Source organism: Acinetobacter sp. AG3 (assembly GCF_022343575.1).
GTDB lineage: Bacteria > Pseudomonadota > Gammaproteobacteria > Pseudomonadales > Moraxellaceae > Acinetobacter > Acinetobacter guillouiae.
This window is the reverse complement of the sequence record NZ_JAKQZD010000001.1, coordinates 3433240-3459222: the sequence shown is the minus strand read 5'-3', so window position 1 is coordinate 3459222 and position 25983 is coordinate 3433240. Positions and strand designations below refer to the sequence as shown.

General features: G+C 37.2%; 24 protein-coding genes, 3 tRNA genes and 2 pseudogenes. 13 read left to right on the top strand and 16 right to left on the bottom strand.

The features are described from left to right. Positions 1-50: 50 nt before the first annotated feature. The 7 genes from L3V46_RS15995 to pyrC form a co-directional block, all read right to left on the bottom strand. Positions 51-950, bottom strand: a complete 900-nt coding sequence (locus L3V46_RS15995; protein ID WP_239046223.1) for a hypothetical protein — start codon at positions 948-950, stop codon at positions 51-53. Between the two features lie 131 nt (positions 951-1081). Further along, the gene (locus L3V46_RS15990) at positions 1082-2506 is read right to left on the bottom strand and encodes an amino acid permease (RefSeq protein ID WP_034618380.1); all 1425 of its coding nucleotides are present in this window, start codon (positions 2504-2506) and stop codon (positions 1082-1084) included. A gap of 335 nt (positions 2507-2841) precedes the next feature. Then, a tRNA-Glu gene (locus L3V46_RS15985) sits at positions 2842-2917 on the bottom strand. 271 nt (positions 2918-3188) lie between these two features. Beyond that, a complete protein-coding gene (locus L3V46_RS15980; RefSeq protein WP_035370888.1) occupies positions 3189-4616 on the bottom strand; it encodes an amino acid permease in 1428 nt (475 codons plus the stop codon). 163 nt (positions 4617-4779) lie between these two features. Beyond that, positions 4780-4855 (bottom strand) — tRNA-Glu (locus L3V46_RS15975). Between the two features lie 20 nt (positions 4856-4875). Further along, a complete protein-coding gene (gene rnt, locus L3V46_RS15970; protein WP_004722393.1) occupies positions 4876-5535 on the bottom strand; it encodes a ribonuclease T in 660 nt (219 codons plus the stop codon). Continuing rightward, positions 5520-6554: a dihydroorotase gene (gene pyrC, locus L3V46_RS15965; RefSeq protein ID WP_034618057.1), complete on the bottom strand. Its 1035-nt coding sequence runs from the start codon at positions 6552-6554 to the stop codon at positions 5520-5522. Before pyrC ends, rnt begins: the two co-directional genes overlap by 16 nt. A gap of 524 nt (positions 6555-7078) precedes the next feature. On the opposite strand from pyrC, the gene L3V46_RS15960 reads away from it, so the two are divergent. The 3 genes from L3V46_RS15960 to L3V46_RS15950 all read left to right on the top strand — a co-directional run bounded on the left by L3V46_RS15960 (position 7079) and on the right by L3V46_RS15950 (position 9263). Next, positions 7079-8110, top strand: a complete 1032-nt coding sequence (locus L3V46_RS15960) for a L,D-transpeptidase (protein ID WP_209826659.1) — start codon at positions 7079-7081, stop codon at positions 8108-8110. Positions 8111-8274: 164 nt separating this feature from the next. Continuing rightward, positions 8275-8856, top strand: coding sequence for a DUF4112 domain-containing protein (locus L3V46_RS15955; protein ID WP_034618064.1), 582 nt, complete (start codon positions 8275-8277; stop codon positions 8854-8856). Between the two features lie 53 nt (positions 8857-8909). Continuing rightward, entirely contained in the window at positions 8910-9263 is a 354-nt protein-coding gene (locus L3V46_RS15950; protein WP_239046222.1) for a bleomycin resistance protein, read from the top strand. A gap of 172 nt (positions 9264-9435) precedes the next feature. Here L3V46_RS15950 and htpX read toward each other — a convergent pair whose 3' ends face one another. Both htpX and L3V46_RS15940 read right to left on the bottom strand, forming a co-directional pair. Next, complete coding sequence (htpX, locus tag L3V46_RS15945; protein WP_239046221.1) at positions 9436-10341, bottom strand: protease HtpX; 906 nt, start codon at positions 10339-10341, stop codon at positions 9436-9438. 312 nt (positions 10342-10653) lie between these two features. After that, positions 10654-11550 (bottom strand): lytic transglycosylase domain-containing protein, encoded by an 897-nt coding sequence (locus L3V46_RS15940; protein WP_004819722.1) that lies wholly within the window; start codon positions 11548-11550, stop codon positions 10654-10656. A gap of 493 nt (positions 11551-12043) precedes the next feature. Between L3V46_RS15940 and ttcA the strand changes: the two genes are divergently transcribed. Further along, complete coding sequence (ttcA, locus tag L3V46_RS15935) at positions 12044-12952, top strand: tRNA 2-thiocytidine(32) synthetase TtcA (RefSeq protein WP_004722379.1); 909 nt, start codon at positions 12044-12046, stop codon at positions 12950-12952. 225 nt (positions 12953-13177) lie between these two features. Continuing rightward, complete coding sequence (locus L3V46_RS15930; RefSeq protein WP_004722377.1) at positions 13178-13561, top strand: SCP2 sterol-binding domain-containing protein; 384 nt, start codon at positions 13178-13180, stop codon at positions 13559-13561. 83 nt (positions 13562-13644) lie between these two features. Here L3V46_RS15930 and L3V46_RS15925 read toward each other — a convergent pair whose 3' ends face one another. After that, positions 13645-14754, bottom strand: coding sequence for a transglycosylase SLT domain-containing protein (locus L3V46_RS15925; RefSeq protein WP_004722376.1), 1110 nt, complete (start codon positions 14752-14754; stop codon positions 13645-13647). A gap of 554 nt (positions 14755-15308) precedes the next feature. Here L3V46_RS15925 and greB point away from each other — a divergent pair. The 3 genes from greB to L3V46_RS15910 all read left to right on the top strand — a co-directional run bounded on the left by greB (position 15309) and on the right by L3V46_RS15910 (position 17366). Further along, positions 15309-15782 (top strand): transcription elongation factor GreB, encoded by a 474-nt coding sequence (gene greB, locus L3V46_RS15920; protein ID WP_004722375.1) that lies wholly within the window; start codon positions 15309-15311, stop codon positions 15780-15782. A 111-nt stretch (positions 15783-15893) separates the two neighbouring features. Beyond that, positions 15894-15983 (top strand) — tRNA-Ser (locus tag L3V46_RS15915). A gap of 168 nt (positions 15984-16151) precedes the next feature. After that, a complete protein-coding gene (locus tag L3V46_RS15910) occupies positions 16152-17366 on the top strand; it encodes an integrase arm-type DNA-binding domain-containing protein (protein ID WP_000235462.1) in 1215 nt (404 codons plus the stop codon). 55 nt (positions 17367-17421) lie between these two features. Here the strand turns inward: L3V46_RS15910 and L3V46_RS15905 are convergent, their stop codons facing one another. After that, entirely contained in the window at positions 17422-17688 is a 267-nt protein-coding gene (locus tag L3V46_RS15905; RefSeq protein ID WP_000572501.1) for an AlpA family phage regulatory protein, read from the bottom strand. Between the two features lie 177 nt (positions 17689-17865). On the opposite strand from L3V46_RS15905, the gene L3V46_RS15900 reads away from it, so the two are divergent. Further along, the gene (locus tag L3V46_RS15900; RefSeq protein WP_000022452.1) at positions 17866-18786 is read left to right on the top strand and encodes a hypothetical protein; all 921 of its coding nucleotides are present in this window, start codon (positions 17866-17868) and stop codon (positions 18784-18786) included. 31 nt (positions 18787-18817) lie between these two features. Here the strand turns inward: L3V46_RS15900 and L3V46_RS15895 are convergent, their stop codons facing one another. Then, positions 18818-19555: a hypothetical protein gene (locus L3V46_RS15895; RefSeq protein WP_000101621.1), complete on the bottom strand. Its 738-nt coding sequence runs from the start codon at positions 19553-19555 to the stop codon at positions 18818-18820. Positions 19556-19739: 184 nt separating this feature from the next. On the opposite strand from L3V46_RS15895, the pseudogene L3V46_RS15890 reads away from it, so the two are divergent. The 4 genes and pseudogenes from L3V46_RS15890 to L3V46_RS15875 form a co-directional block, all read left to right on the top strand. Continuing rightward, positions 19740-20843: pseudogene (locus L3V46_RS15890) on the top strand (hypothetical protein); the annotation flags it as partial. A 90-nt stretch (positions 20844-20933) separates the two neighbouring features. After that, positions 20934-22066 (top strand): IS3 family transposase gene (locus tag L3V46_RS15885; RefSeq protein ID WP_225367773.1). Its coding sequence is split into 2 segments (ribosomal slippage): positions 20934-21186 and positions 21186-22066, totalling 1134 coding nucleotides; the frame shifts between segments, so codons are not numbered across the junction. A gap of 62 nt (positions 22067-22128) precedes the next feature. Then, positions 22129-22752 (top strand): annotated as a pseudogene (locus L3V46_RS15880) (hypothetical protein); the annotation flags it as partial. 374 nt (positions 22753-23126) lie between these two features. Next, the gene (locus L3V46_RS15875) at positions 23127-24077 is read left to right on the top strand and encodes an inovirus-type Gp2 protein (protein ID WP_000284561.1); all 951 of its coding nucleotides are present in this window, start codon (positions 23127-23129) and stop codon (positions 24075-24077) included. A gap of 57 nt (positions 24078-24134) precedes the next feature. On the opposite strand, the gene L3V46_RS15870 is transcribed toward L3V46_RS15875, so the two are convergent. The 4 genes from L3V46_RS15870 to L3V46_RS15855 are packed head-to-tail and all read right to left on the bottom strand — an operon-like array spanning position 24135 to position 25415. Beyond that, positions 24135-24788, bottom strand: a complete 654-nt coding sequence (locus L3V46_RS15870; RefSeq protein WP_000838342.1) for a hypothetical protein — start codon at positions 24786-24788, stop codon at positions 24135-24137. A gap of 12 nt (positions 24789-24800) precedes the next feature. Next, entirely contained in the window at positions 24801-25028 is a 228-nt protein-coding gene (locus L3V46_RS15865; protein ID WP_001087629.1) for a hypothetical protein, read from the bottom strand. Beyond that, positions 25018-25158 (bottom strand): hypothetical protein, encoded by a 141-nt coding sequence (locus L3V46_RS15860; protein ID WP_001259410.1) that lies wholly within the window; start codon positions 25156-25158, stop codon positions 25018-25020. Before L3V46_RS15860 ends, L3V46_RS15865 begins: the two co-directional genes overlap by 11 nt. A gap of 2 nt (positions 25159-25160) precedes the next feature. After that, complete coding sequence (locus L3V46_RS15855; RefSeq protein WP_000701730.1) at positions 25161-25415, bottom strand: hypothetical protein; 255 nt, start codon at positions 25413-25415, stop codon at positions 25161-25163. Positions 25416-25983: the final 568 nt, after the last annotated feature.

Here is a 25983-nt window from a genome sequence, read left to right as displayed (position 1 = left end):
TGGATAAAAACAAAGCAATATGAGCAAAATGGTTAAAATTAAGACCATTATTACGGCTTGGGGTACAGAATGGGATCTAAAATATTTTGAATCACCGCAGGATGTTGTAAATAGCCTGCGATTTGATGAGGAGTATGAATAAACGTTGAAATCGCGGTATTTAAAATTGCGGGTTGAAAGTCAAAGGGTGCATTGATCAACGGAAAAGCGGTTAAAAAATCATCTGGTGAATAGAAATTATGCCAATCACCATTTAGACAATTTGGTCTTTTGATGGGTGGTGTTAGTTTAGACTGAATCACTTTAAAGGCGAGTGGTGAGCCTAAGGTAATAAAGCGTTGTATCTGGTAGTTTGCTTGTAGCTGTTGTAAAAGATTATAGGCAATCACGGTTCCTAACGAATGCGCAACAATAATATGCGGTTGATCGGGTTCTAAGCTAGCGAGTATCCGTTGATGGACTTCATCCATAAACTGAGGATTGGCGAGGTATAAATAAGTTTCGATCAGAAATTTATGAATCAGACTTTCATGAAGTTTTGGAAAATTATTTAAAATTAAAGAGAACTCTTTAAGCGCCTTATCTTTTAACAATTGCGAAGCCAAATACAAGCGTTTAGACAGTTTTAAGTCATGCTCAGGCATGAAGTAGGGCAGTATTGGAATTGTGGGAGCGACATTTAAAGTTGTCGTGGCTGGCGTTGTTGTATGTTTATGAAAGTGGAAGTTTACCCATGATTTAGGCAGAAAGCTTTCTAAGTCAAAGCGATTGCTTAATTGGTGCTTACTGATTAAATCACCATAAAAAGCCAAGCGAATATCTAATTGTGTTGTTGAAATAGGCAGTTTAAGTTCATCGATTCCCTGTTGAAGAATATCAACCCAATGTTGCTTTAAACTCTCAGCATTATAATTCTGCTGGTTCATACCGTGAATAAAAATAATCTTCATTGGGGTTTTTATAGATTGTTATGTTTGGCTATTAAATTACGAGTTTAAACTGATTTTGACTATCTATGAATGTACAAAAAGTGTAGCCAATGGCTACACTTTTTGTTTAGGCATGATCAGTTAGATCTTGTTTAGGGTTGTGATTGATCTTTATATAAAAATGCGTAGCTGATATAGCAAATGGCAATAAAGATTAAACAACAAATAAAGCCAACCACCATCTCAGGGTCAAATACCATACTGATACAGGTAATTAAACAGAAGATAAAACCTAAGATCGGCACAATTGGAAACAATGGCGCAGCAAAGCCTAATTCAGCTTTGGTATGACCTTGTTTGTACCATTGACGTCTAAAATTAAATTGGCTCAGACAAATACTCATCCACACCACAACCATGGTAAACGCAGCCACACCCAACAAGTTTTTAAAAATAGTTTCAGGTGCAAATTGCTCTGAAAGCAGACCAGGTAATGCACCGAACATGGTGACAATCACCGCAATATATGGAATACCGCGTGCATTGACCCTAGAAAATAATGCTGGAAGCTGTTTCTTGGCTGAGAGCGACCACATCATACGTGACGCTGCAAATAGCCCTGAGTTAGCCGCAGACAACAATGCAGTGATGATCACAAAACGGATAATATCTTCTGCGTATGGAATACCAATATGATCAAATACGGTAACAAATGGGCTGCTACTGACCCCTTCAGCATGTAATCCTGCCATTTGGTGAGGTAGCAATGCACTAATGACAATGATTGTACCGACAAAGAAAATCAATAAACGCCAAATAGCAGTATTGATGGCTTTAGGCACATTTTTCGCAGGATCTTCAGTTTCACCCGCAGCAACGCCAATCAACTCCGTACCAGAGAAGGCAAAGTTCACGATTAACATGGTGGTGAAGATTGGGAATAGACCTTGTGGGAACCAGCCTTCATCGGTCAAATTACTAAATAACGGTGCTGAAGTATGTCCCTGATAATTTAAAATCCCAAAAATTGCTAAGAGACCAAAAAGAATAAAAGCGATTACCGTGATGACTTTAACCAAAGAGAGCCAGAACTCAGATTCGGCAAACCATTTGGTTGAGCTCATATTTAAGCCAAACACGATTGCTGCAAAAATCAGGGTCCATAACCACATCGAGATATGCGGAAACCATTCTTGCATTAACAAAGCCGCAGCAGTAAATTCAGTGCCTAGTGTTGCTGACCATGTTAGCCAATACAGCCAAGTAACGGTGTATCCTGTACCTGGACCAATGTATCGTTGTGCATAAGTACCAAACGAACCAGACTCAGGCATATGAACCGCAAGTTCACCTAAGCACAGCATCACCATATAGGCAATTACACCGCCGAGGATGTAAGAGATAATGGCACCAATCGGACCGGTTTGTGAGATTACTTCACCAGAACCTAAAAAAAGCCCTGTACCGATTGCACCACCAAGCGAAATCATCACCAAGTGACGAGTACTCATTGCTCGTTTGAGTGGTGAAGAATTAGATGATACCTGAGCATCATTTTGATTTGGTGATGACTGCATAAGCTTCAGATGGAAATAAAACAAGAAGCGCGCTATTTTAGCCCAATTCATAAATAGTGCAATGATTGAGTGTTGCTAATGCTCAATAAGCAATACTATAAATCACCGTGATTTTATGGTTTTTATAAATAAATATTTAAATCAATTATTTATATTTAACTCTGTACTGATTATTTTAAATTAAAAATTCAGATTATTGGTGGAAAAACAATCTTTTAAATATGACGGGATGGTGGTTTTTAACTGCTTTAAAATACGATAGATATAAAAAAGCCTGAGTCGTATTGCTCAGGCTTTTTTACGAGAAAGTTTTGTGTTGGAAACAATCTCAAATATGGCGACCCTACGGGGATTCGAACCCCGGTTACCGCCGTGAAAGGGCGATGTCCTAGGCCTCTAGACGATAGGGTCGTAATGAGGTGATGCGTATATTAAGGATAAAAGATATTTTTGTCAAAATGGATTTATCGAAAAAGCGTTTAACTGATGAATCTATAAGCGAATCATCATGTATTTGTTTTTAATTTAGCCATAAAACTATTTTTTGTTTTTTAGAAGAATCCAAATCAAATAAAAACGGCTTGATTTATATATGAATCACTTAAAAATTATGCTGTTGGTTAAAAGTTTAAAATAGAAAAGCCCGTATGAATACGGGCTGATCAGTGATTTACACTGCGACTTAATTTTTCTGATGATAAAGCCAGTAATAAGTTGCATAACATGCTGCCATAAACACTAAACAACCAATAAAGCCAGAAAGCATTTCCGGATCTGCTGCCATACTTAAACCAGTTGCGGTACAGGTAATAAAGCCAAGAATCGGTACGACTGGATACCACGGCGTTTTAAATTTTAAATCAGCCAGTGTTTTACCGCTGGCCAGCCATTTACGACGGAAATTAAACTGACTCCAGCAAATACTCATCCACACGATAACCATGGTAAATGCTGCCACACCGAGTAAGTTTTTAAAGATGACATCTGCGCCAAATTGCTCCGACAGTAAACCGGGTAAACCTCCAATCATGGTCACAAAAATTGCAACAACAGGGGTACCTGATTTGGTCAGTTTGGAAAAAACTCGAGGTAATTGTTTTTGAATTGAAAGCGCCCACATCATACGAGATGCCGCATATAGGCCTGAATTTGCAGTGGACAAAAGTGCTGTAATGATCACAAAACGCATGATGTCTTCTGCGTAAGGAATTCCAATCAAGTTAAATACAGAAACAAATGGACTATTACTGATCCCTTCACCATGCGCGGCTAGGCCTGCATCTTGATAGGGCAATAATGAACTGATGACAATAATGGTACCAACAAAGAAAATCATTAACCGCCAAACTGCAGCATGAATCGCTTTTGGGACATTTTTTTCAGGATTTTCAGTTTCACCAGCAGCAATCCCAATCATCTCAGTACCATTAAAGGCAAAATTTACAATCAGCATGGTGGCAAAAATAGGAAATAAACCATTGGGTAACCAACCATGTGCGGTTAAATTACTGAATAAGGGTGCAGTTTCATGACCATGAAAGGGGATTAACCCAAATATTGCGGTTAGGCCGAGTAAGATAAATATCAGTACCGTTGCAACTTTAACAAAAGACAACCAAAACTCTGACTCTGCAAAAAAGCGTGTTGAGGTTAGATTGGAAATCAAGACGGCAACAATAAAGACCAAGGTCCATAACCAGATGGAGGTTGTTGGAAACCATTCCTGCATCAGCATGGCTGCTGCGGTAAATTCAGTCCCCAAGGTGGCAGACCAGCCAAGCCAGTACATCCACGACACCATGTAGCCTGTACCCGGTCCAATATTTTTAGCTGCAAAAGCACCAAAAGATCCGGTTACAGGTTGATTGACCGCAAGTTCACCTAAGCACAGCATCACCATATAGGCAATTAAACCACCGATGATATAGGCAATCACTGCACCAATCGGTCCAGCTTGTGCAATCACTTCACCTGAACTTAAAAATAAGCCTGTACCGATTGCACCGCCTAATGACAACATGATCAGGTGGCGTTTGGTCATGGATCTTTTTAAGACAATAGTTTGCCCATCAGCGACAGTGTGCTGATTCGATTGATCAGGTGATTGCATATTTGATGTCATTGAACTTTAAAGAGATATTTTAGATTAAAATGCCAAAATTGACAAAATAAAATAAACCGTCAGCTTCTAAAGTCTAAAGAAAAGGGATGAAATAAAATAATTGAATCAAGAAGATCAAAAAAGAGAGAAAGAAATTATAAGAATAATTAGATGGCGACCCTACGGGGATTCGAACCCCGGTTACCGCCGTGAAAGGGCGATGTCCTAGGCCTCTAGACGATAGGGTCGTTTAGAAGATGGCGATATCTTATTGATCCGCCACCAAATTGTCAAGTAAGTGAGGTGCCAGTTTGTTCAAAATATAGCAAAACAGTTCAGCCGTCTTTTGAGTATCGTACAAGGCCGAGTGAGCCTCTTTACCATCGAACTCAATTCCAGCTTGAATACATGATTTAGCCAAAACAGTTTGACCAAACATGACCGCACTTAAAGTCACAGTATCAAATACAGAAAAACTATGAAAAGGGTTTTGATTTTTACTGCCAGTTCGCGCAATTGCAGCTCTTAGGAAGCCTAAATCAAAATGGGCATTGTGTCCGACCAAGACCGCATGGGTACAATGTTGCTGACGACGCACTTCATTAACCGCCTTAAAAATACGCTTTAATGCTGTTTTCTCGTCTTCAGCCATTGCCATACGCATTGGATTAAATGGATCTACACCAATAAAGTCCAAAGAACGGCGATCTAAATTTGCACCTTCAAAAGGATTGATGTGTGCATGATGTGCTTCACCTGGAACAAATTTTCCTTCAGCATCATACACAATCGGGATGCATGCGATTTCAAGCAATGCATCGGTATCTGCATTAAAACCTGCTGTTTCAACGTCAACCACAACGGGTAAAAAACCACGAAAGCGTTGTCCAATCACAGGTAATGTTTCAGTTGTCACACCTTTCTCCATTGGATGGTTTTTCCAGCATAAAGTGGAATAATGTGTTCACCATCCAAATAATCTAAACTTTCAGGGATTACCTGCTCTTCTTTCACAAGGGTAATCTTATTTGTGTTGCGAGGCAAACCATAGAAGTCTGCACCAAACATACTGGCAAAACCTTCTAGGCGTTCGATTTTGTTGACTTGATCAAAAGCCTGAGCATAAAGCTCAATTGCTGTAGGTGCACTATAGCAACCTGCACAACCACATGCATTTTCTTTGGCATTTTTAGAATGTGGTGCACTGTCAGTACCTAAGAAAAACTTAGGGCTACCGCTTGTGGCAACTTCAAGTAAAGTTTGTTGATGAGTTTGACGCTTTAAAATCGGTAAACAATAAAAGTGCGGTTTTATACCACCGACCAACATATCATTACGGTTAAACATTAAATGTTGTGGTGTGATCGTCGCAGCAACATTACGATCTTGTTCAAGCACAAAATGCGCGGCTTCACTGGTGGTAATATGTTCTAACACCAATTTTAATTGCGGAAATTGTTTCAGTAACGGTGAAAGTACTTCGTCTAAAAAGCGTTTTTCACGGTCAAAAATATCCACATGCTGATGAGTAACTTCACCATGTAATAGTAATGGCACTTGATGTTCTTCAAGCTGTTCAATCACTGCATAGACTTTACGAATGTCACTGACACCATTATCCGAGTTGGTTGTTGCACCAGCAGGATAGAGTTTAATTGCATTGACGAATTGAGACTCTTTGATTTTGCGAACTTCATCTGGAGAAGTATGGTCGGTAAAATACAGTACCATACGTGGGTCAAAATCAACCCCTTCAGGGACATGTGCCATAATACGGTCACGATAAGCATTCGCTTCATCTACAGTTTTCACAGGTGGAACGAGGTTCGGCATACAAATCGCACGGGCAAATTGTTTGGCTAGATCTGGAACTGTACGTTTTAAGGCAAGACCATCACGCAGGTGGGCATGCCAGTCATCTGGCTGAAGCAAAGTGATCGTATTCAAGGCAATTCTTACTGACAAAATAAATGAGATGATAATCTATAACACTTTAAAATGATAACAGCTATTTCTAATCAATAATTCAAATTAAATGATTAAAAACAAATCTAAAGCTTATATTTTGTTCGGATTGGTCATGTGTGTGTCATGATTGGGTGCTAATGCTGAGTAGAAAATCTACAACTGTATAACATGGCAATGATTTTCAATTGCTTAATTTGAATTTATTTTAAAATTACCGTTTTTAAATGATTAAATAGTCAAAATGTACTATTGCATATTTTTCTTAAAAAATGATAATAAAGTCATACAAAGATAAACTTCCAGCATACATAATTTTCATTTTATGAATAAACACACTATTGATCTTATACAATTGTGTTTAAAGCCTTGAGAATATAAATGATCGTTCAAGGTGTGTGTGACGTCGCTTTTATTGTTCGAGATCAGTATACTATGTGTCTGTAATACAATAGTTTATTAGATAAGTACATCAATTATAATATTGAGTTAATAGAGAGCTTTATATGGGCAAGTTTCTGCCAAACCTGATTTGCATCATGTGTCTTGTGGGTTTAAATATTCAAAGTCAAATTTTTGCCAAACAAAATGTTAAAGCTGATAAAAGTCAAGAAGCGATAAAAGCGGACTTAAAACAAGATTGGTCAGTCAATAGTATCAATACAGCCAATTGGACAGAAAATATTGGCAGAGGGCAATTCCCCGTTTATGCCCGTGCACAAGTGATGCTCAATAATTTACATGCTTCGCCAGGGCCAATCGACGGTAAAAGTGGCAAGAACTTTTTAAAAGCACTTGCTGCGTATCAACAGATTAAAAGTTTACCGATTAGTGGTGAACTGGATAAACAGACTTGGGACAGTTTGTTAAAAAATCAAAAATCTGCAGCGTTTGGAACTTATCAAATTACTGCAGCGGATATTAAAGGGCCTTATGCCAAATCAATTCCGCGAAATTATGCCCAACAAGCAAAAATGCCGGGTCTGTATTACACCCGTGTGACTGAAATGTTAGGTGAAAAGTTTCATATTGATGAAGACTTTCTTAAACAACTCAATCCAAAAGCTAACTTTAAAAAAGTAGGCGAAACCATCAATGTACCGATTGTACGCAATGATTTGCCTGAAGGTGTGGCCTTAATTATTGCGCATAAGCCTGCTCGACAACTTTATTTATACAATAGTGCAAATCAAATGATTGCATCTTTTCCTGCCACAATTGGGGGTTCTGGTACACCATCCCCGAAAGGAACGCATAAGGTCATTAAAGTTGCCGCAAACCCTGTCTATGGTTATAACCCGAAAAACTTTGTTCAAGGGAGCAACCGTCAAAAGCTGGCATTACCGCCTGGTCCAAATGGTCCTGTTGGCAATATGTGGATTGCTTTAAGTAAACCGACATTTGGTATTCATGGTACGCCGAATCCTTCATTAATTTCAAAGACTGCTTCTCATGGTTGTATTCGTTTGACCAATTGGGATGCCAATGATTTAGGTCGTAAGGTTCAACCGGGGACTGTGGTTAAGTTCTTAGATTAATCCCGTTGTATATCCTAAAAGGCTGAGTAGTTTAAAAGAGCGCTCAGCCTTTTTTATTGTATTGATAAGATTTTGCTACTGTAAATATTAAACTTATACACAACATACTGAATTTATTGGGTATGATCAATTTAACTTCACCATGTCAAAAAATTGAAATCTTTATGGGTACAGAAAAAAAATTATCTACTCAAGAAGTCATTAAACTTGAACGAGATTTGGCTAAATTTGCCAATATGATGGATTCAGTGGTGCGTATTCCATTTACCAAACAAGGGGTAGGGGCAGATGCAGCACTCAGTACCATACCGATTGCTGGTGATGTCGCGGGTTTTGTGTTGACCTGTTATGCGGTTTATAAAGCCAAACAGATTGGCGTGCCTCAAGCAAAACTCAATGGGGTATTAAAACTGGCTGTGATTGACGGTGTCGTGGGGTGTATACCGATTGCTGGAACCTTATTTGATATTTTTATCCGGCCCAGTCGTAAAGCCCTAGACGTTGTACATGACCATATTCAAGAAGAATATCAGATTTACAGCGATGATCATGTGGTTCACCCATTTTTACATGAGAAGCTAGAACAAAAGCAACAGCATTCAGCATTTTGGCGTAATCCTGTCATTGCTTGGATTTGGATTCATATTCCCGATATTTTAGGCTTGATTGTTTTGATCCTGATTGGACTTGCGATGTGGTTTGGCGTAAATATGTTATGGGATTGGTATCAAAGCTATCGTGCATAGATTCCAACATTGAATTGATTTGAAAATGTAGATATTAAAATACAGAGGTGATCATGCAAGATTATATTTCGGCAAACCTTCCTGCTATTGATTTTGATCATACTCGTAAATTTTATGCATTCTTAGGTTTTCAGTGTGATTATCAGTCTGCAGAATGGATGATCTTAAGTAAGGACAGTTTGCTGGTTGAGTTTTTCCATCACCCCGATTTAAATCCAAAAGAATCATGGTTTAGTGCCTGCTTAAGAACACATGTCTTGCAAGATCTGTTTCATTTTTGGCAAGGTTTAGATTGGGCACAATTCCCAGAAGCACGAATAACAGAAATCCAGTATCTCGAAGAAATTGATATGTTTTGTGTGATTGATCCGAATGGAAGTTTAATCCGTTGTATCCAATTAGATTAATTCCTCGTATTGGTATTGAAATAAAGATAGTAAATAAATAAGAAAGATAGCAATTGCAGGTTAAATATCGAACAAGCAAAAATTAAGAATATGATGTACCCATAAACAAAGCCTCCATATTGGAGGCTTTGTTTTTCTATTAGATCACTGCGATTGAGCGAGCGTGTATAGATTAAGGCAAATTAAGTTGACGTAAAGCGGCAACACGTTGCTCGATGCTTGGGTGAGTTTGGAATAAAGCAGCCAAACTAAAACCTTGCTCTTTACCTTCTGCGATCGCAAAAGCTTTCATTTCTTTTGGCATTTGATCTGGCATTTCAGATTCAGCCTGTAGACGCAATAAAGCGGAAATCATGGCTTCTTTACCTGCAAGTTGAGCACCAGCTTCATCTGCACGGTATTCACGATAGCGAGAGAACCACATTACGATTGCCGAAGCCAATATACCGAAGACGATATCAAGCACGATGGTAATTGCAAAATAAGCCAATCCAGGCGCTTCACCATCTTGACGACCAAAGACATTACGGTCAATAAAATCACCAACCACACGGGCAAAGAACATTACAAAGGCGTTCACTACACCTTGAATAAGGGATAATGTGACCATGTCACCATTGACAACGTGACCAATCTCATGCGCAAGCACGGCACGCAATTCATCTTTGTTCATGCGTTCGAGCAAACCTGTTGAAACCGATACCAGCGCATCGTTTTTGTTCCAACCTGTAGCAAATGCATTGGATTGATAAGATGGGAAAATACCAACATCTGGCATTTGAATACCAGCACGTTGTGAAAGTTGAGCAACCTCTTGTAATAACCAAACTTCGGCTTGGTTACGAGGAGCATTCGGGTCGATTAATTCAGTACCTGTGGTTTTTAGCGCCATCCATTTGGACATAAATAGGGAGATTAAAGAACCTACCATACCAAACACTAAACAGATGACCATCAGGTTGCCTAATTTAAGACCGCCAGCGCCGTAGTAACTACCAACACCTAATAATGATAGGATAATGCCAGCTACAACCAGTACCGCGAGGTTGGTTAGCAAAAACAAACCAATCCGCATCATGGAGAGAATCCTCTTATAAATAATAAATAATATGACGTATTAAATAAATCATGAAATTCAATATGAGGTTTAGATGATTAAAATTCAAGAATAATGGGAAAAATCTAGCGGGCAAAAAATAACAACTTCAAATGAAATGGATAGTGGATAAGCAATTTATTTAAAAAAATAGGCAAGTTAAAAAAAGATTCTCTGTATTAGAGAAAACATTATTTTTTTCAGCAATTTGTTGAAAATATGTAATTGCACAAATTAAGTGCATTATTTTCTATTTTAGCAACATAATTTTGGGGATATTAAGCGCTTAAGTGATTAGTTGCCAATGGTGATTTGTGCTGTCGCACTGGCATGTGCTGTTGAATAAGAACCCGCAGGAGCATCTGTGTAAGTCCCATCAGAAGCAATAATAATTGGTCGAGAACTATATTTTACGGGTTGAATATTTGAACTGTTGCTGATTTGTGGTGTCGGCTCGACTTGATTGGAGAAATCATTTTGATTTGATTGGGCAATGATCTGTCCAGTACTGGTTGAAGTGCCAAGATTATTTGCAGATAAATTTAAACCACCAGCATATAGGTTGTTTAAACGACTGGTGACACGTTTGACATAGTCTTGGGTTTCACGGAAGGGAGGAATACCGCCGTATTTGTCGACATTCCCTTCACCCGCATTATAAGCCGCTAAAGCTAAACTGGTATTGCCATTAAAGCGTTTCATTAACCAACTGAGATATTTGGCACCACCAAAAATATTTTGCTGTGGATCATAAGAATTAGACACATTGAAGCGACGAGCCGTTGCAGGCATCAGTTGCATTAAGCCTTGTGCACCGACAGGAGAACGGGCATTGGTATTAAAGCCAGACTCAGTATGCATTACTGCTTTGATTAAGCCTTCAGACACACCATGCGTCTGCGCAGCTTGGCGGATAATACTGTCAAAAGAGTTTTTACTTTTACTATAACTTGGCAGTACTGCGGATTCTGAGCTGCCCCAGTTGCTATAACTGTGAATATTACTGTCTTTATAATAAGTCACTTTGACTTTTTGCAGTGAACGATCCGAATTTTTGCGATTGGTTAGTAAGGTTGTCCCATTTTGGTCTTTGTAGAAATAAATTTGACCTGCAAACGTTTGCGATGTAAATGAAGCAAAGCTCATACACCCTAAAATAGATACTAGTGAACCCGTAATTAATTTTTTCATTTTGTAGTAATTAAAATATTTCCCCAATTTTTGGGAGTTTAACAAAGTTATTGAACAAGAAAAACTATGAATTGAGTTTTAACAATACAATCGCGAAAAAGCAAGTGCTATTTGTTGGCATATTAATCAAAAAAAATTTTATATTTTTTTTAAAATATATTTATTGACTATGCTAAACAATTGAAAAATATATATAAAATATAATGGTTAAAAAATGATCAATCTAAAGAGAATGCCCATCATTGCGTGAGAAAACTTTGTCAAGCCCCAAACAATCCACAATTTTATCCACAGGTTTTGTGGAAAACTGTGGAAAAGTCCAAAAGATAAGCACTTCGGCTAAAAAATGAACTGAGCCGTCTATTTTAAATGTGGAAATACGACAGGAAGATGACCAGATAAAAATTGATGCAAAATAAAAAAATCTTTAGATGCGGTTAACGTTCAAATCAGATAAAATTGCCCAGTATTTTTTTATGGGTTTATCTCGTCTATGTACTCGCCAGTTGAGTCCGAACAAGGATTTAATTTTAAACCAGAGCTTCCAACAAGTTCAGCTTATTATCGTCTTTTGAAAAAACTTCGTCGTCAAGTCGGCCATGCAATTCGTGACTTTAAAATGATTGAGGAAGGCGATAAGGTAATGGTCTGTGTTTCTGGTGGGAAAGACAGTTACACCTTGCTTGATATTTTGTTGCAATTTAAACGTATTGCACCGATCAACTTTGATGTTGTCGCAGTGAACTTGGATCAAAAGCAACCTGGTTTTCCTGAAGATGTGTTACCGAAATATTTGGAAGAAAATAATATTCCTTATTATATTTTGGAAAAAGACACCTATAGCATCACCAAACGTTTGACACCTGAAGGGAAAACTTACTGTGCAGTGTGTTCACGTTTACGCCGTGGTTCACTCTACGGTTTTGCGCAAGAGATTGGTGCGACCAAAGTGGCATTGGGTCATCATCGTGATGATATCATTGCAACGTTCTTCTTGAATCTATTCCATGGTGGTAGCTTAAAAGCGATGCCGCCAAAATTATTGTCTTCGGATAAAAAGAACATTTTGATTCGTCCTTTGGCTTATGTCGAAGAAAAAGACATCATCAAATATGCTGAAATTCGTAAATTCCCGATTATTCCATGTAACTTATGTGGTTCTCAGGAAAACTTACAACGTGCCATGTTAAACGATATGCTACGTGGTTGGGATAAACAATATCCAAAACGTTTGCACAGTATTTTTGGTGCATTACAGAATGTTTCACCATCACAATTGGCTGACCGTGATTTATTTGATTTTGAAAAATTGGATGAAGAACGCGAATTCGATATGAAATGTGATACGGAAGAAATGAAAAAGCGTTTAGATGTTGTAAATCTTAGTTTTGCAGCAGATTGATCTTTTTTGCCAATTAAATGAACGAATCGGGCATTCATATTGAGATGAGTGCCTGATTTAAAAAAATAAAACGATAAAACCGATAAAACATGAACAGTCCGTACAAAAAACTTTAGCCCAAATTGAAATTATCATGCTATAACATTGGGCAAGCAAAACTGCTTCAACCTGATGTTGTCTGGATAGATAACACAATAAATTGAATAAATAATTTGAGGAATGAACATGCCTGCATTTTTAACTGATGATTGGTTTGCAAATGTTGAAAAATTAACTGCTGAAGCAGGTGATTTAAACTTACCACCAGCACTTTCAGGTTTAGCAATTAATTTGGTTGTTGCAGATGCAGATGGCAACACAGAGCTTGCTTTAGACGGCGGAAAAATCGTCAAAGGTAGTTCTGCAAATGCGAAAACAACATTGAACATGGATGCTGAAACACTTCGTAAAGTATTCTTAGAATTTGATATGGCTGCTGCAATGCAAGCATTTATGACAGGCAAAATCAAAGTTCAAGGTGATATGTCTCAATTGATGGCTTTACAAACTGCCAAACCAAGCCAAGAGCAAAAAGATTTATTTAAGAAAGTATTAGAGCAAACTGCTTAATCTTTTTACAATAAAAAAGCTTACCCGAGAGTAAGCTTTTTTATTGCCTGATTTTTACAAATCCAATCGATTTAAAATACAGATTAAATTTCTAGTAATCGAGGTGTGGTCTTAATGTGTTCTAAATAAGCTCGAATACGTGTGACATACTGTACTGCTTGTTTATAACGACCATTACTTGCTTGATTACGTGTCAAATAATTATAAAGATTCATCCAGTCATTGGGATCTTTACCTTGTGCTTTGATGCGCTTTTGAATACCTTCAACTGCACCAGGACCCATATTGTATGCAACCAAAGCATACCAATGACGATCTGGATTACGAATATAAGAATAACGACTCAACATCATATCAAAATATTTTGCACCGCCTTGGATACTCTGAGCGGGATCACTACGATTACTGACACCCATTTCTTTGGCGGTGGTATTGGTCAACATCATCAAACCACGGACACCTGTGGGAGAAACAGAGTCTGGTTTTAAATATGATTCCTGATAACCAATTGCAGCAAGTAGGTGCCAATCTAGGCCATATTGCTGCGCAGAGCGCTTAAAGCTGGCTTTATAAATCGGTAGACGAGAACTTAGGTCACGTTGGATCACGTTCCAATCATCTTTCTTAACGACATTACGATTATAAAATGAGGCAAGTTGCTGGGTTGAACCATTTTGTTTGCTTTGGCAAATGAAACCACTTGCTGTTGCTGTTAATGGATCTTCAGCTTGTTTAAATACCCAATTTAATTCTGGGTTTAAACCATTACTTTTTAAACTGTTGAAATCACCACAGCTTGCTGAAAATGAGGTTAAGCGTTCTGCTTCGATGCTTTGCATATTTGCGGTGGTAATCGCAAAATTCGCCTTACCTTGAGCAACCATTTTCAATGCTGTTGCATTGTCAGAAACAGTTTTAAGCTCAAGTTTAACGTTTAAACTTTCAGCATAGTTATGGGCTAAGTCATAGCCGAAGCCATGCTTATAGTCTCCATCCTTAAACACGATGCTTGGATTGGAAACCGCAACTACAGTCAATTTACTCGAATTAACTACAGCATTGTATTGATTGTTCTTACTCGCATTAATACTAAAAGGGATTAATGCAGTGGATAAAACTAAAGTTTTGATTGGCAGCGCACGAAAAAATGAGTTAAGGCTAAGCCTCGACCCAGAGGTTGAACTACTGTGCATGTTGTCTCCGCTACAAGTAATTTATTGCCCTAAAAAGTAATAAGCACAAAAACGCTTAAAAACTTCTTATAGTTGGTAAATTCAATAAGGGTGGGCAGTCATGAACGTCATTCAAAAAATGACATGTGGGATAGAAAGATTTTGCAGAAAAACTACAAAATTAAAAAAATAAACTCATAAAACATGTGCGCATAATATAGGCGGTTTTTAGATCTGTCAAACTTTGTATGAAAAATGATCAATTTAAAATATTTAAGATAATGATTTTTAACAGAATATTTTTTTAAAAAATGCAGAAATTTTAAAACTGAAATACGCTGCCAAAAACTGTAAGCAAATGTTCCAAATGTAAGTTAAGAATTACCACTTTTAAAAGATTTTCTGATTGAATTTTCTGTCTGAATTTAAATAGGAAAAAAACGATTTTATTACTTTTTAAAACTTAAAATGCGCTATTTTTGAGCTGACATCTTTACGCTATTGGCTGTAGACTGTAGCAACATTTTTTAAAAAATAAGTATCAAGTGCATATGTATTTTAAATGGTTTTAAATCATGAAATCTAATTTAATTACCCGTTCAGGGCATGATCTGTTGGTCGCCGAGTTACAACATCTCTGGCGCGAAGAACGACCTGAAATTACCAAGAAAGTGACATGGGCTGCCAGTCTGGGTGACCGTTCTGAAAATGCCGATTACCAGTATAATAAACAGCTGCTTCGAAAAATCGATCGTCGTGTACGTTATTTGGGGAAGCGTTTAGAAGAATTACGAATTATCGATTTTTCTCCGGAACAAGCAGGTAAAGTGTATTTTGGTGCTTGGGTTGAAATAGAAAATGACGAAGGTGAACAAAAAACCATACGTCTGGTCGGAGTAGATGAAATTTATGACCATCATCCGCAACATGTCTCAATTGATTCACCGATGGCAAGAGCTTTACTGTCTAAACAAGTTGATGATGAGGCAGAAGTGGATACACCATCAGGGAAAAAACGTTGGTATATCAATTCAATTCGTTATGAATAGCTTGAATATTCATCAAATTAGCGAGATTTGACTTTATTTTGTACATTTGATTGAAGAAATACTGAAAAAGATTTGCCAAGTTGCAATTTTATTTATATGATAGCCGCCATTGGAAGCGTGGCAGAGCGGTTTAATGCACCGGTCTTGAAAACCGACGAGGGTGTGAGTCCTCCGTGAGTTCGAATCTCACCGCTTCCGCCAAATTCAAGTTTCTGACACTGTTTAACACTATATAAGTTTATGATTTATAAGGTTAAAGTTGGAAATATACGATATGACAAGCCGTGACGCACTACGCCAATCGGTAGTTATAAAGTAGTAAAAAATGCAGTAAGATTATTTCTTACTGCATTTTTTTATGTCTGAATTATGGCGACTCGTGGAATCAATAAGCTTAGTGCTTTACAAGTTAAAAAAGCTAAACCTGATCCTGACAAGATGTATAAGCTGTCTGATGGGGGAAACCTGTACCTGCGTATTGATCAGAGTGGTAGCAAGTACTGGATATTCAATTACACACGTCCATTTTTAGCCAAACGTAATGATTTATCTTTAGGTACTTATCCTGAAGTTTCACTGGATGATGCTCGCACTATTCGTGATGAATATAAGAAGCTCATTAAGCAGGGCATCGATCCAGCAATGGAGCGGATTGAAACCAAGTCCCAGAAACAGAAAGAAGCAGAAAATACCTTTCGTATTGTTGCTGAAGCATGGCTATATAAACGTGAGCTAGAGCAAAAACAGGATGAAGAGACGATCCGTCGTTTAAAGCACGATGTCTATCCCTATATTGGTGATTTAACCTTTCCACAGCTTACCTTGGAAATTCTTGAGATTAAGGTCTTTAAGCGCATTATTGAACGTGGTGCATTGTCAGTTGCCAAACGCCTAAAATCGGACTTGAACCAGATATTTAAGTCAGCACGTAAAAAGAAGCTGATTCAATACAATCCTATTGAGGATATTGAACTGCCCAAACCACAGGGTGGGAACTTTGCAGCCGTGACAGAGGAGCAGGAACTAGCTCCAATGCTCAATAAAATTTGGAACTACTCCAAACTTTATCCACGTTGTTCACATATCACACAAGTGGCGTTAAAAATCTCCGTGTTGACCTTTCAGCGACCTGGGGAGATACGCAAGCTGAAAAAGGAGTATTTCTATTGTGAAGAAAGATGCTTTAAATTTACAGCTAGTAAAACCAAGCAGCTTCATATTGTACCATTGTCAGATCAGGCCTTTGACTTAATTGATTCAATTATTGATCTGCACCCATACAGTGAATACATTTTCGTGGGTCGGGATGGTAAAACTTTTATTTCTGATAATACGATTAACTCAGCGTTAAAACGCTTGGGCTATGCTGGGAAGCAAACGGCACATGGATTACGTGCAACCGCACGAACCATGTTGGATGAAATATTAGAACAACGTGTAGACTTTATTGAGCATCAATTGGCACATAAAGTAAAAGATAATAATGGTACAGCCTACAATCGAACCAAATTTTTAAACAATCGTCGGGAGATGATGCAGGAGTGGGCGAATTACCTAGAATCATTGCTGGATCAGCAACAGTAAAAAGATGAAAATCCAATGATAAAAAAATAGCCTGTCAAACGACAGGCTATTTAATTTATGCTGCTTTAAGCTCTTTGAGTTCAAGCCATTCAATAATCTGGCTTTCAGCCCATGTGGGCATACTTGCTGTTAAATAGGTAGGTTCAGGAAAATCACCCCGACGAATCATTTTCCAGAAGGTGGATTCTGCAATATTCAATATCCCTTTGGTTGCAGGCTTATAAGATAGCTTTCGTCTGCGACCACCACGATCTACATAGTCCTTGGCAGGGCGTTCAGGGTAGTTGACTAAGTCTTTGACACGATAATGCTGTTCTATCATTTTCCACCTCTAGGATTTTATACACATAAATATTAACAGTATGAAAGTATTGATATTGAACATTGCATACTTTCATATGGCTCATGATAGACAGTGGTATACAGTGATAAAAGAACAGTGCATAATTATAAAAAAACATTACTATTATACATTGTTAACATATTGGAATATAAAAATATGTCTATTATAAAATTTGAAGACTTAAATGAATTGGAACAGGAGTTCATTGATTGTCTGTTTACTTATTATGAATCCAGTTTTTTACAAAATGAGGCATGTGGAAATATAAAAACAGCTGATGAGCCAGAAAAAAGAATCATCGTTGCTGAGTTAAGCGATATACAGCGAAAGGTGCTGAACGAGCGACTACACCTCAATGATTTAATTCTGAAAGAAATAAATGAATTTCATCAACTGATTTTAGGTGAGAATACTGTCATTTCACCTATGCAGATAGTAGTACTATTGGAACAGCTAAATGCATTAAAAGACGAGTTTGATACGCTTTCAAATACAATTCAAAAAAAACGTTATAGTGTCATTTTACAGGCTTATCAGGCTCTGGATGAAAATATTTGCACCCAACGCAATTTAAAGATTTTGAAACGAATGAGAGGTATTCGGGCAGTCAAAGTTCGTAATGATAAGAATGTATACCCACGGCATCAAATTCTGTATCGGGTTTTAAGGGATGAAGCTCATAAAAATGGTCGGTGGGAGAATTTATCACAGGCGGTAAAATCAATTTTGCCAATACTTAGACTTGAATATCAAAAAAATAATCTGGTCTGGATTCAGAATGAAATAGATTCTAAGCTGGCATTGATTGAAGAATTGGAAAAGGGACGACTCATTAATTCCCATAATAAACAGAATGAAAATTATCATGGAAAGGTTTATCAGAATCGTAAATATCAGAACAGGATCGACAAACTTCAGTTAGAAATAAACGAATTAATCATTGCTCAGAAGTCAACTGACCCTGCTTTGCTGCTGGGGAAAAAAATACCCTATAACACCATTTATAATGATGAAAGTATTCTTCACCACTTAAGGGATTGTACTGAACTGTTACAGGATATTCTTATTCAAAAGTGATAAGAAGTACTCATAAAAAACAATCATCAGCTTATTCATTACCAAAAGTATCAGAAGCAATTTGATCAACGGATAGGTGCCTGATTTGCTCTAGCTGAATATTTTTCTGTATTTCCTTTAAAAACTGGAGTTTTAATTTCTGAATTTCACTGGCGTCCTGAAGGGGGCTATTGGTTAATTCATTAATGGTAATTTTACTGTTGATTAATTCATTAATGAGATACTTCTGGATGACTTCATCCTGTTTGCGTACCTGAAGCTGTTTAATATAAAGCATTTTATCAAGGGCTTTGATGCGTTGGTTCAATTCCTCAATAATCATGTCTTTTTCATTTAATTTTTGCTTATAGGGTGGAGGGAGCGTTTGCTTTGCCTCATACGTATTCATCAGGAATTCTAGACACTCTGCCTCAGTTTTAAGTTTGAGCTTTTCAGTCAATGCCTCCATTTTTTTGGCTGTATGTGAGGTTAGATAAAATTGCTTTCTCACATTCGCATGATTTTTCTTGGAATATTTGAAATTTCTGAATCTATTTTTTAGATCGGAAAAATATTTTTCATTGAGTAAAAGTACCCATTGATTCGTTATTTCTGCTACGAGTAATGGGTGGATCATGGTTTCGATGGGCTGAATTTGCAATCGTCCATCAGGAAGCTGAACTATCTGCAGTAGTGCCTGCTCTTTGTTACATTCGTGCTCTAAAAACAAGGATTTTAATGTCTGATCTTTATCAAGCCATTGTTGCAATGTCAGTTGTTTTCTTGCCATTTTGATGTTCTATGATGTTTGAAATTCTAATATGATTATAGATTTTAATTAAGGTGGAATAAACATTTCTAAATACGTTTAGTAAATGTTTATTTGTTTTAAATTTATTTTATAGTAAATATTTGTGCCTATCTAAAAATAATTCTAAAATTTACTAATAGCAATGTTGAATGAATAAAAATGTATGGATGAAATGACAGAAGAGCATAAGCAGCTCATTTTTAATTTTAATGAGTTATCACCACATAGATTAAGTTCCTACGCTAGACTGGTGCTGATTAAATTTATTAGTCTCTTTGGTACACAAAAAACCAACGATTCATTGTTGGAATTGTCTGAAAAGATAGGTGTGCAACATAAAAAATTAAAACTGGTATTGGAGGAGTTATCAGGCTTTGAGATATTGGAGTTTTCATATCCAGAAACAGGTCGGCGGGCAAGAGTTAGAACAATACAGCTGAATTTAGATTATTTAAATCTGCTATTGAGTAAAGTTAATCAACATGAAACATCCCATCATAGGTATGTCCGCCTTAAGAGAGCGATTAAGCAGTTTGACCTTTTAATGCTTATTTTAATCAAATTATCTCAAGTCAGAGTGACCACTAAAAAGTTTGATTTACTACCCGAACAAAAACTGGATTTTAGGGTATTGTTGACATTATCAAACTTGACTCGCTCATGTGATGCTTATGGGGTGATACGTAATATAGGTACAACACAACTGGTTGCTAAAACAGGGTTAAATAAGCAAGCAATATTTGATTCGATCTACTTTTTGAAAAAGATAGGTCTGCTTCGGGTACATGTGCATGGGACGATCAATAACAAATTTATAAAAAATATAACGCCAACCTACGTGTTGAATTTATCTCATACCTTTTGGGGTAATCATGCTCGGTATGGTCGGTTTTATATATTGGAAGCGAGTGAAAGACATCATTTTGAAATAAAAATGATTGCTGATATTTTTACGGTAATTTCTGAGCAGGTGCAGCCGTTGGATTCTGACAACTCACGCGATCTCAATCACCTTACGACATTGGTTCTTAAGGGGCTTGATTCAGATAAAATCAACATTATTTCTGGAACAATGATTGAGCGTATCCAGTCTTCATCACAAGTTCAGGAGACGATTTCTAGTTTCATTAAAGAATGTCTAATTCATTATTTGCAATTACAACAATGCCATCAGGAACAAGGAGATTTGACAGTATTTGCAAAAGTGTTCAAACAAGCATTAATCAATAAAAAGAAGCAACATATCAAGTTGAATGATTTGGATTCAAAAGAGGTGGATCAGGAAATTTGAACAACACTTATAAGTGATATTTTGCTCCCCAAATGATGTTATAAACATCAATATATGGAGTATTTTATGGCACGTAGACCAAGAAGAAATCATTCAAATGATTTTAAAGCTAAGGTAGCACTTGCTGCGATTAAAGCAGAAAAAACACTTGCTGAATTGAGTGCTGAATTTGATGTTCATCAAAACCAAATTATCGACTGGAAAAATCAACTGATTTCAGCTTCCTCGCAAGCTTTCGATCAATCAAAAGCTCCAACAGAACCACCCATCGATCTAAAAAAACTACATGCAAAAATCGGTGAGCAGGCATTAGAAATTGATTTTTTAGAAGGTGTGTTGAAGAAACTGGGCCGCTTCAACCACAAAAGTTAATCGATGACTCACTTCAGATTTCAGTATCTAAGCAAGCTCAGCTGCTGAAAGTCTCCCGTGGTTGTTATTACTATCGCCCAAAACCTGTGAGTGCATCAGATCTGAAGCTGATGCGGTGTATGGATGAGTTACATATGCAATACCCTTTTGCAGGTAGCCGTATGATGCGTGATTTGTTGAATCGTCAAGGACATCATATAGGACGACGTCATACACGTACTTTAATGAAGAAAATGGGCATTAATGCGTTATATTGCAAACCAAATTTAAGCCAGGCTAATCAAGCTCACCGCAAATATCCATATCTGCTCAAAGGATTGGCTATTCAGCGCAGTAATCAAGTGTGGTCTACGGATATAACGTATATCCCTATGGCAAAAGGCTTTGTTTATTTATGTGCTGTGATTGATTGGCATAGCCGCAAGGTACTTGCGCATAGAGTATCGATTAGTATGGAGGTTACATTTTGCATAGAAACATTAAATGAAGCTATTGAAAAATATGGTCGACCTGAAATATTTAATACAGACCAAGGCAGTCAGTTTACCAGTGATGCATTTATTGATGTATTGAAATCAAATGACATCCAAATCAGCATGGATGGTAAAGGTCGATGGGTTGATAATGTGATGGTTGAACGATTATGGCGGAGCGTTAAATATGAAGAGGTGTATCTCAAAGCCTACAGCAATGTTTTGGATGCGAAGAAGCAATTAAACGCATATTTTGAATTTTATAATTTGAAACGACCTCATTCGAGTCTGGACAAAATGACTCCAGATGAGTTTTACTATGACCAGCTACCACAACAAAATAAGGTAGCTTAACTAGAGCAGAGTATCACTTATAAATAAGCTTTTAGTTGTTCAAACATGTGGGACCACCTCTAAATTTGACAATGATGCAATGCTATTTTGAATCATGGTGTTGCAGACTGCTTGATCAGCGGGGTTTACGTCAGCATATCTTACAAGGTTCACTGTTATATGGTGTAGATATTTTAAATCGGACTACAATTGAAAAAGATATTTATCCTTTTGTCTTTCAAGAAAAATACCGTTTGGAATTGATTACAAATCCTGACTTAATCAGAAACAGCGATCCAGATGCGGACATCCAAATACAGATTCAGAAGCTAGAGAAACAGGAGCAACGGTTCATCCTAGAATTCTTATTATTTTGTTTGAATTTGATTGCCAAAAATCAGATTTTACCATTTTTAAAAAGTACGCGAAGACTCAGTCATGTAGCAGGCAAGTTTTTTCAAATTATACCAAAAGTCGAGTCGCAGAAAATGTATAGTTGTATCTATGTGCCCGATTCAACACTCACTAAAGATGAGTTTTTTCTGATCGATATCCCTCATCCAATTCGTGGGAAAGAGGAGGAATATTCGAACGAAGACTATTTGCTGAAATTCATTGAACCTAGTGTTGATGACATGAAAAAATATGGATTGCTGGATCAGTTTTATACAGGAGGAACTGAATTGCTGAATAAAAAAGTAGCGTAAGTTTAGCTTCTGTAATATTCCCATAATTTGGTTATTCTCGCTGTATGGCGCAGTGGTGTAATGGTCAGTCTAGACAGGTTTGCTTAACAGGTAATATATATTATTATCTATTAATAATATAAACAATAACTTATATCGTTGATTAAATACAGTGAGTTATTTAGTTAAGTATAGCCCATACTCAAATGGGTTATAGACAATGTATCAATATCAAATCACTAAAAGCATTCTAAATTAACCCTATAGTATGTTCCAAAGTCTCTAAGCATGTTCAGCTAAGCAGGATGACCACAACATCCTGCTTTAGAATCATGATCAGTAAAATTTTACATCTCTCACTTAGATATGAACCTTATGTTTCAGTGAGAACCTAAATGTACCAGAATAATCCATTAGAAAGTGAATCATCCATTCTTATCTCAATCGAAGATTTTATGGTTAGTACATGCCATGAGCAATTTGTTGATGATCATGAAGAATTCAAGCGAGAGCTGTTGGATGCTGTGTGTGCTTTTAAGGTGATTTACAGAGAAGATTTTACTTATTCCAGAATCATTAATGTTTTCAAAAGAGTGATTAATCTCGTAGATTACATTATGGATAAATTGGACTCCCATCTTTATGAAGATATTTTACGATTTGAACTAAACCACATCTTCCATATTCAAGGCATAATTCAACATGAGATGAAAAATACAATACGAGAACAATTCGATTTTCAGCGTCAAGAACAACGTAATCGCTTTAAACTGGAATGCTACCTAAATAAACTGCTTACACACTATGCTAGATTACAGTTTGTTCGAGTAGATATCTCTATTCTTAAAGAATATCAAATCCATTGGGGTATTCAAGACTTTAAGTATGCATTGGATATTCTATGTAATCGTATGTCAAATAAAGATACCTGTTTTAAGCACTTACAAGGTTATGTATGGGCATTAGAGCAGGGTGTAGAAAAAGGCTATCACTGCCATTTATTACTCATCTATGATGGGAATAGTCGTATAGAGGATTCAGGTTTAGCAAAACTGGTGGCTGAGTATTGGAAGCACATCACCAATCAACAGGGTACTCACTACAACTGTAATACCAAAGACAACAAGGAAAAATTTGATAAAAATGGATTGCTTGGGGTTGGAATGATTCATCGTGATCAACCAATACAAGTTACAAATGCGATTCGTGCAGCGATGTACTTGGTCAATCCTGAAAAAGAAGATCAGCGCTTACGGGCTAAAACCTCTCCACAGATGCGGACTTTTGGTACAGGTCAGTTTGAAGTAAAATGGCGCAGAGATATTGAACAAAATGAGTCATTATGATATTAAAAATAGAGAACACGACTATCAGATGTATTCTCTATCTTGTACAGTTTGACATCAAAAAGACAAACTTACATTTCCTTGATCGGTGATTAATTCAGCTTCAAGCACCTGATCACCACGGCATTTCAATAAGTACGATACTGTAGAGCTATAGCTCATTTGCACAGGCATCTTGCTATGAAAGTCAGCGGTGTAATAACCACAACGACCACGATTAATTTTCATGCCTTGTAGAACAAAAGGCTGATTGCTGGTCGATTGAATTTCAAGAATATATTCAATTGCCCCTTGTACATTAAAAGCAGATTGAGATTCTCTAGCACTAATGCGAGCCTTAACATTTAGATCGCTAACTTGTGCAGATTCATTCTCAAGCGGAATGTCAGCAGCTTCCTGAGTGTTGTTTGGATTAAGGTCAGTTTCCATCATGGCTTTCAGCACATCAGGATACTTATTCCATCCACTGATATAAGACTCCGCTTCCTTGACCTCAGCAGGTAAATAGACATGACCATTGTCAATAATCATCTGCATTTCATTGAGTTTAGCTTTAACTGCTTCCTCGGTATAAGGAGCATAGATTGATTGAGTATGCTGAGCAGCATTATTGGTAGGCTCACCTGAAGTATCAGTTTTTGGTGGTTGATTGTTCTGGCTACATGCCATTAACAGGGAACACAAGGCAATGGTGGAAAATAATGATTTCATGATTGCACTCCCTTATAATTTAGGACGAATAACAACAAACCAGACGAATAGTAGAATCAAAATTCCACCAACAATTTTACCGATTACAGGAAACATCACCGCAGGCCACACTAAGCCTTGCCCTAAATTGTAGGTAAATGGCTTATAGTTATACTGCCCCCAGAAATGTTGATAGATGGCAAAAAAGAATCCAATGACCAGATAAGTGCTGATCAGTCCAGCTTTAAGATTAGAATTCATTTACTTCCCCCCCAGTTGCAAATTTTGCCAATGCAATAAAAATTCCCATCACGATCATGAAGCTAATGAAGGGTAGACCCAGTACACAAATCACAGCGATGACGCAGATAATGCCTGCAAGTGTTCTCATGGCTACTCCTTCATACACTGATAGGACACATTGACCATATCCATCTGGAAGGATTCAGTTTGTTGTAAGGTGTAGATATTTTCTTTCAGTCCACCCTCACCATATTTCTTTTCAAGTTTGTCGTAGATGCATGAACAAGTGCTGTCATTAATGCCGCCTGTTTTACAACCACTGATAAACTGGCGTTCGGTTTTGCTGGCACAGCCTGATGCTAGAAGTGCAACTGAGACAACAATGAGTGAAGTTTGAATTTTCATCATTTCCCCTAATTTTTATTGTGTTATTTGATGTGTAATATATTTTGCTGAATTGACTAAAGTGTAGATCTGAAAAAGCTTTCCAAGGCTAGATAGCGTTTAGATCAGTCAAATAAGCAAAAAATTTTGAAAGTTGCTATTGCAACAGAGGAATAGAAAATCGTTTTAGGGAAAATAATATAGATAGAAAGTGCTGAGTCATGGTGACTACTCCTTTTGTATGAAAGAGAGTCTTACCAAATTACTGTCAAATAATGGTGGCAAGACTGGGCGGGTTGACAGACTGATACAAAAGGAAATCAGCGCACGCAAGCGTGCCCCTCCCAGTCTCACCGTAAAGGCGTGACTTAAGAGAACGCACAAAACCATCACAGCGTTGTTGTGCGCCTTTTGTAAACGGTCTGTCAAAACCGACTGACGATGTAGGTCAGCAGTCGAATGATAAAATTAAGGGTGAGTTTAGTCAATCGAGGTTATGAAAATATATAAATAAATCAATAATTTTATTATTTTTAATACACTAGTACTTTTTCAATTTTAAGTAATATAATTCTGGTGTCTAAAATAG

What these genes read in the sequence shown, in the direction of transcription:
- L3V46_RS15995 (WP_239046223.1), bottom strand. Translation starts at nt 950, where the DNA reads ATGAAGATTATTTTTATTCACGGTATGAACCAGCAGAATTATAATGCT.
- L3V46_RS15990 (WP_034618380.1), bottom strand. Translation starts at nt 2,506, where the DNA reads ATGCAGTCATCACCAAATCAAAATGATGCTCAGGTATCATCTAATTCT.
- L3V46_RS15980 (WP_035370888.1), bottom strand. Translation starts at nt 4,616, where the DNA reads ATGCAATCACCTGATCAATCGAATCAGCACACTGTCGCTGATGGGCAA.
- rnt (WP_004722393.1), bottom strand. Translation starts at nt 5,535, where the DNA reads ATGGAGAAAGGTGTGACAACTGAAACATTACCTGTGATTGGACAACGC.
- L3V46_RS15960 (WP_209826659.1), top strand. Translation starts at nt 7,079, where the DNA reads ATGGGCAAGTTTCTGCCAAACCTGATTTGCATCATGTGTCTTGTGGGT.
- L3V46_RS15955 (WP_034618064.1), top strand. Translation starts at nt 8,275, where the DNA reads ATGGGTACAGAAAAAAAATTATCTACTCAAGAAGTCATTAAACTTGAA.
- L3V46_RS15950 (WP_239046222.1), top strand. Translation starts at nt 8,910, where the DNA reads ATGCAAGATTATATTTCGGCAAACCTTCCTGCTATTGATTTTGATCAT.
- htpX (WP_239046221.1), bottom strand. Translation starts at nt 10,341, where the DNA reads ATGATGCGGATTGGTTTGTTTTTGCTAACCAACCTCGCGGTACTGGTT.
- L3V46_RS15940 (WP_004819722.1), bottom strand. Translation starts at nt 11,550, where the DNA reads ATGAAAAAATTAATTACGGGTTCACTAGTATCTATTTTAGGGTGTATG.
- ttcA (WP_004722379.1), top strand. Translation starts at nt 12,044, where the DNA reads ATGTACTCGCCAGTTGAGTCCGAACAAGGATTTAATTTTAAACCAGAG.
- L3V46_RS15930 (WP_004722377.1), top strand. Translation starts at nt 13,178, where the DNA reads ATGCCTGCATTTTTAACTGATGATTGGTTTGCAAATGTTGAAAAATTA.
- L3V46_RS15925 (WP_004722376.1), bottom strand. Translation starts at nt 14,754, where the DNA reads ATGCACAGTAGTTCAACCTCTGGGTCGAGGCTTAGCCTTAACTCATTT.
- greB (WP_004722375.1), top strand. Translation starts at nt 15,309, where the DNA reads ATGAAATCTAATTTAATTACCCGTTCAGGGCATGATCTGTTGGTCGCC.
- L3V46_RS15910 (WP_000235462.1), top strand. Translation starts at nt 16,152, where the DNA reads ATGGCGACTCGTGGAATCAATAAGCTTAGTGCTTTACAAGTTAAAAAA.
- L3V46_RS15905 (WP_000572501.1), bottom strand. Translation starts at nt 17,688, where the DNA reads ATGATAGAACAGCATTATCGTGTCAAAGACTTAGTCAACTACCCTGAA.
- L3V46_RS15900 (WP_000022452.1), top strand. Translation starts at nt 17,866, where the DNA reads ATGTCTATTATAAAATTTGAAGACTTAAATGAATTGGAACAGGAGTTC.
- L3V46_RS15895 (WP_000101621.1), bottom strand. Translation starts at nt 19,555, where the DNA reads ATGGCAAGAAAACAACTGACATTGCAACAATGGCTTGATAAAGATCAG.
- L3V46_RS15875 (WP_000284561.1), top strand. Translation starts at nt 23,127, where the DNA reads ATGTACCAGAATAATCCATTAGAAAGTGAATCATCCATTCTTATCTCA.
- L3V46_RS15870 (WP_000838342.1), bottom strand. Translation starts at nt 24,788, where the DNA reads ATGAAATCATTATTTTCCACCATTGCCTTGTGTTCCCTGTTAATGGCA.
- L3V46_RS15865 (WP_001087629.1), bottom strand. Translation starts at nt 25,028, where the DNA reads ATGAATTCTAATCTTAAAGCTGGACTGATCAGCACTTATCTGGTCATT.
- L3V46_RS15860 (WP_001259410.1), bottom strand. Translation starts at nt 25,158, where the DNA reads ATGAGAACACTTGCAGGCATTATCTGCGTCATCGCTGTGATTTGTGTA.
- L3V46_RS15855 (WP_000701730.1), bottom strand. Translation starts at nt 25,415, where the DNA reads ATGAAAATTCAAACTTCACTCATTGTTGTCTCAGTTGCACTTCTAGCA.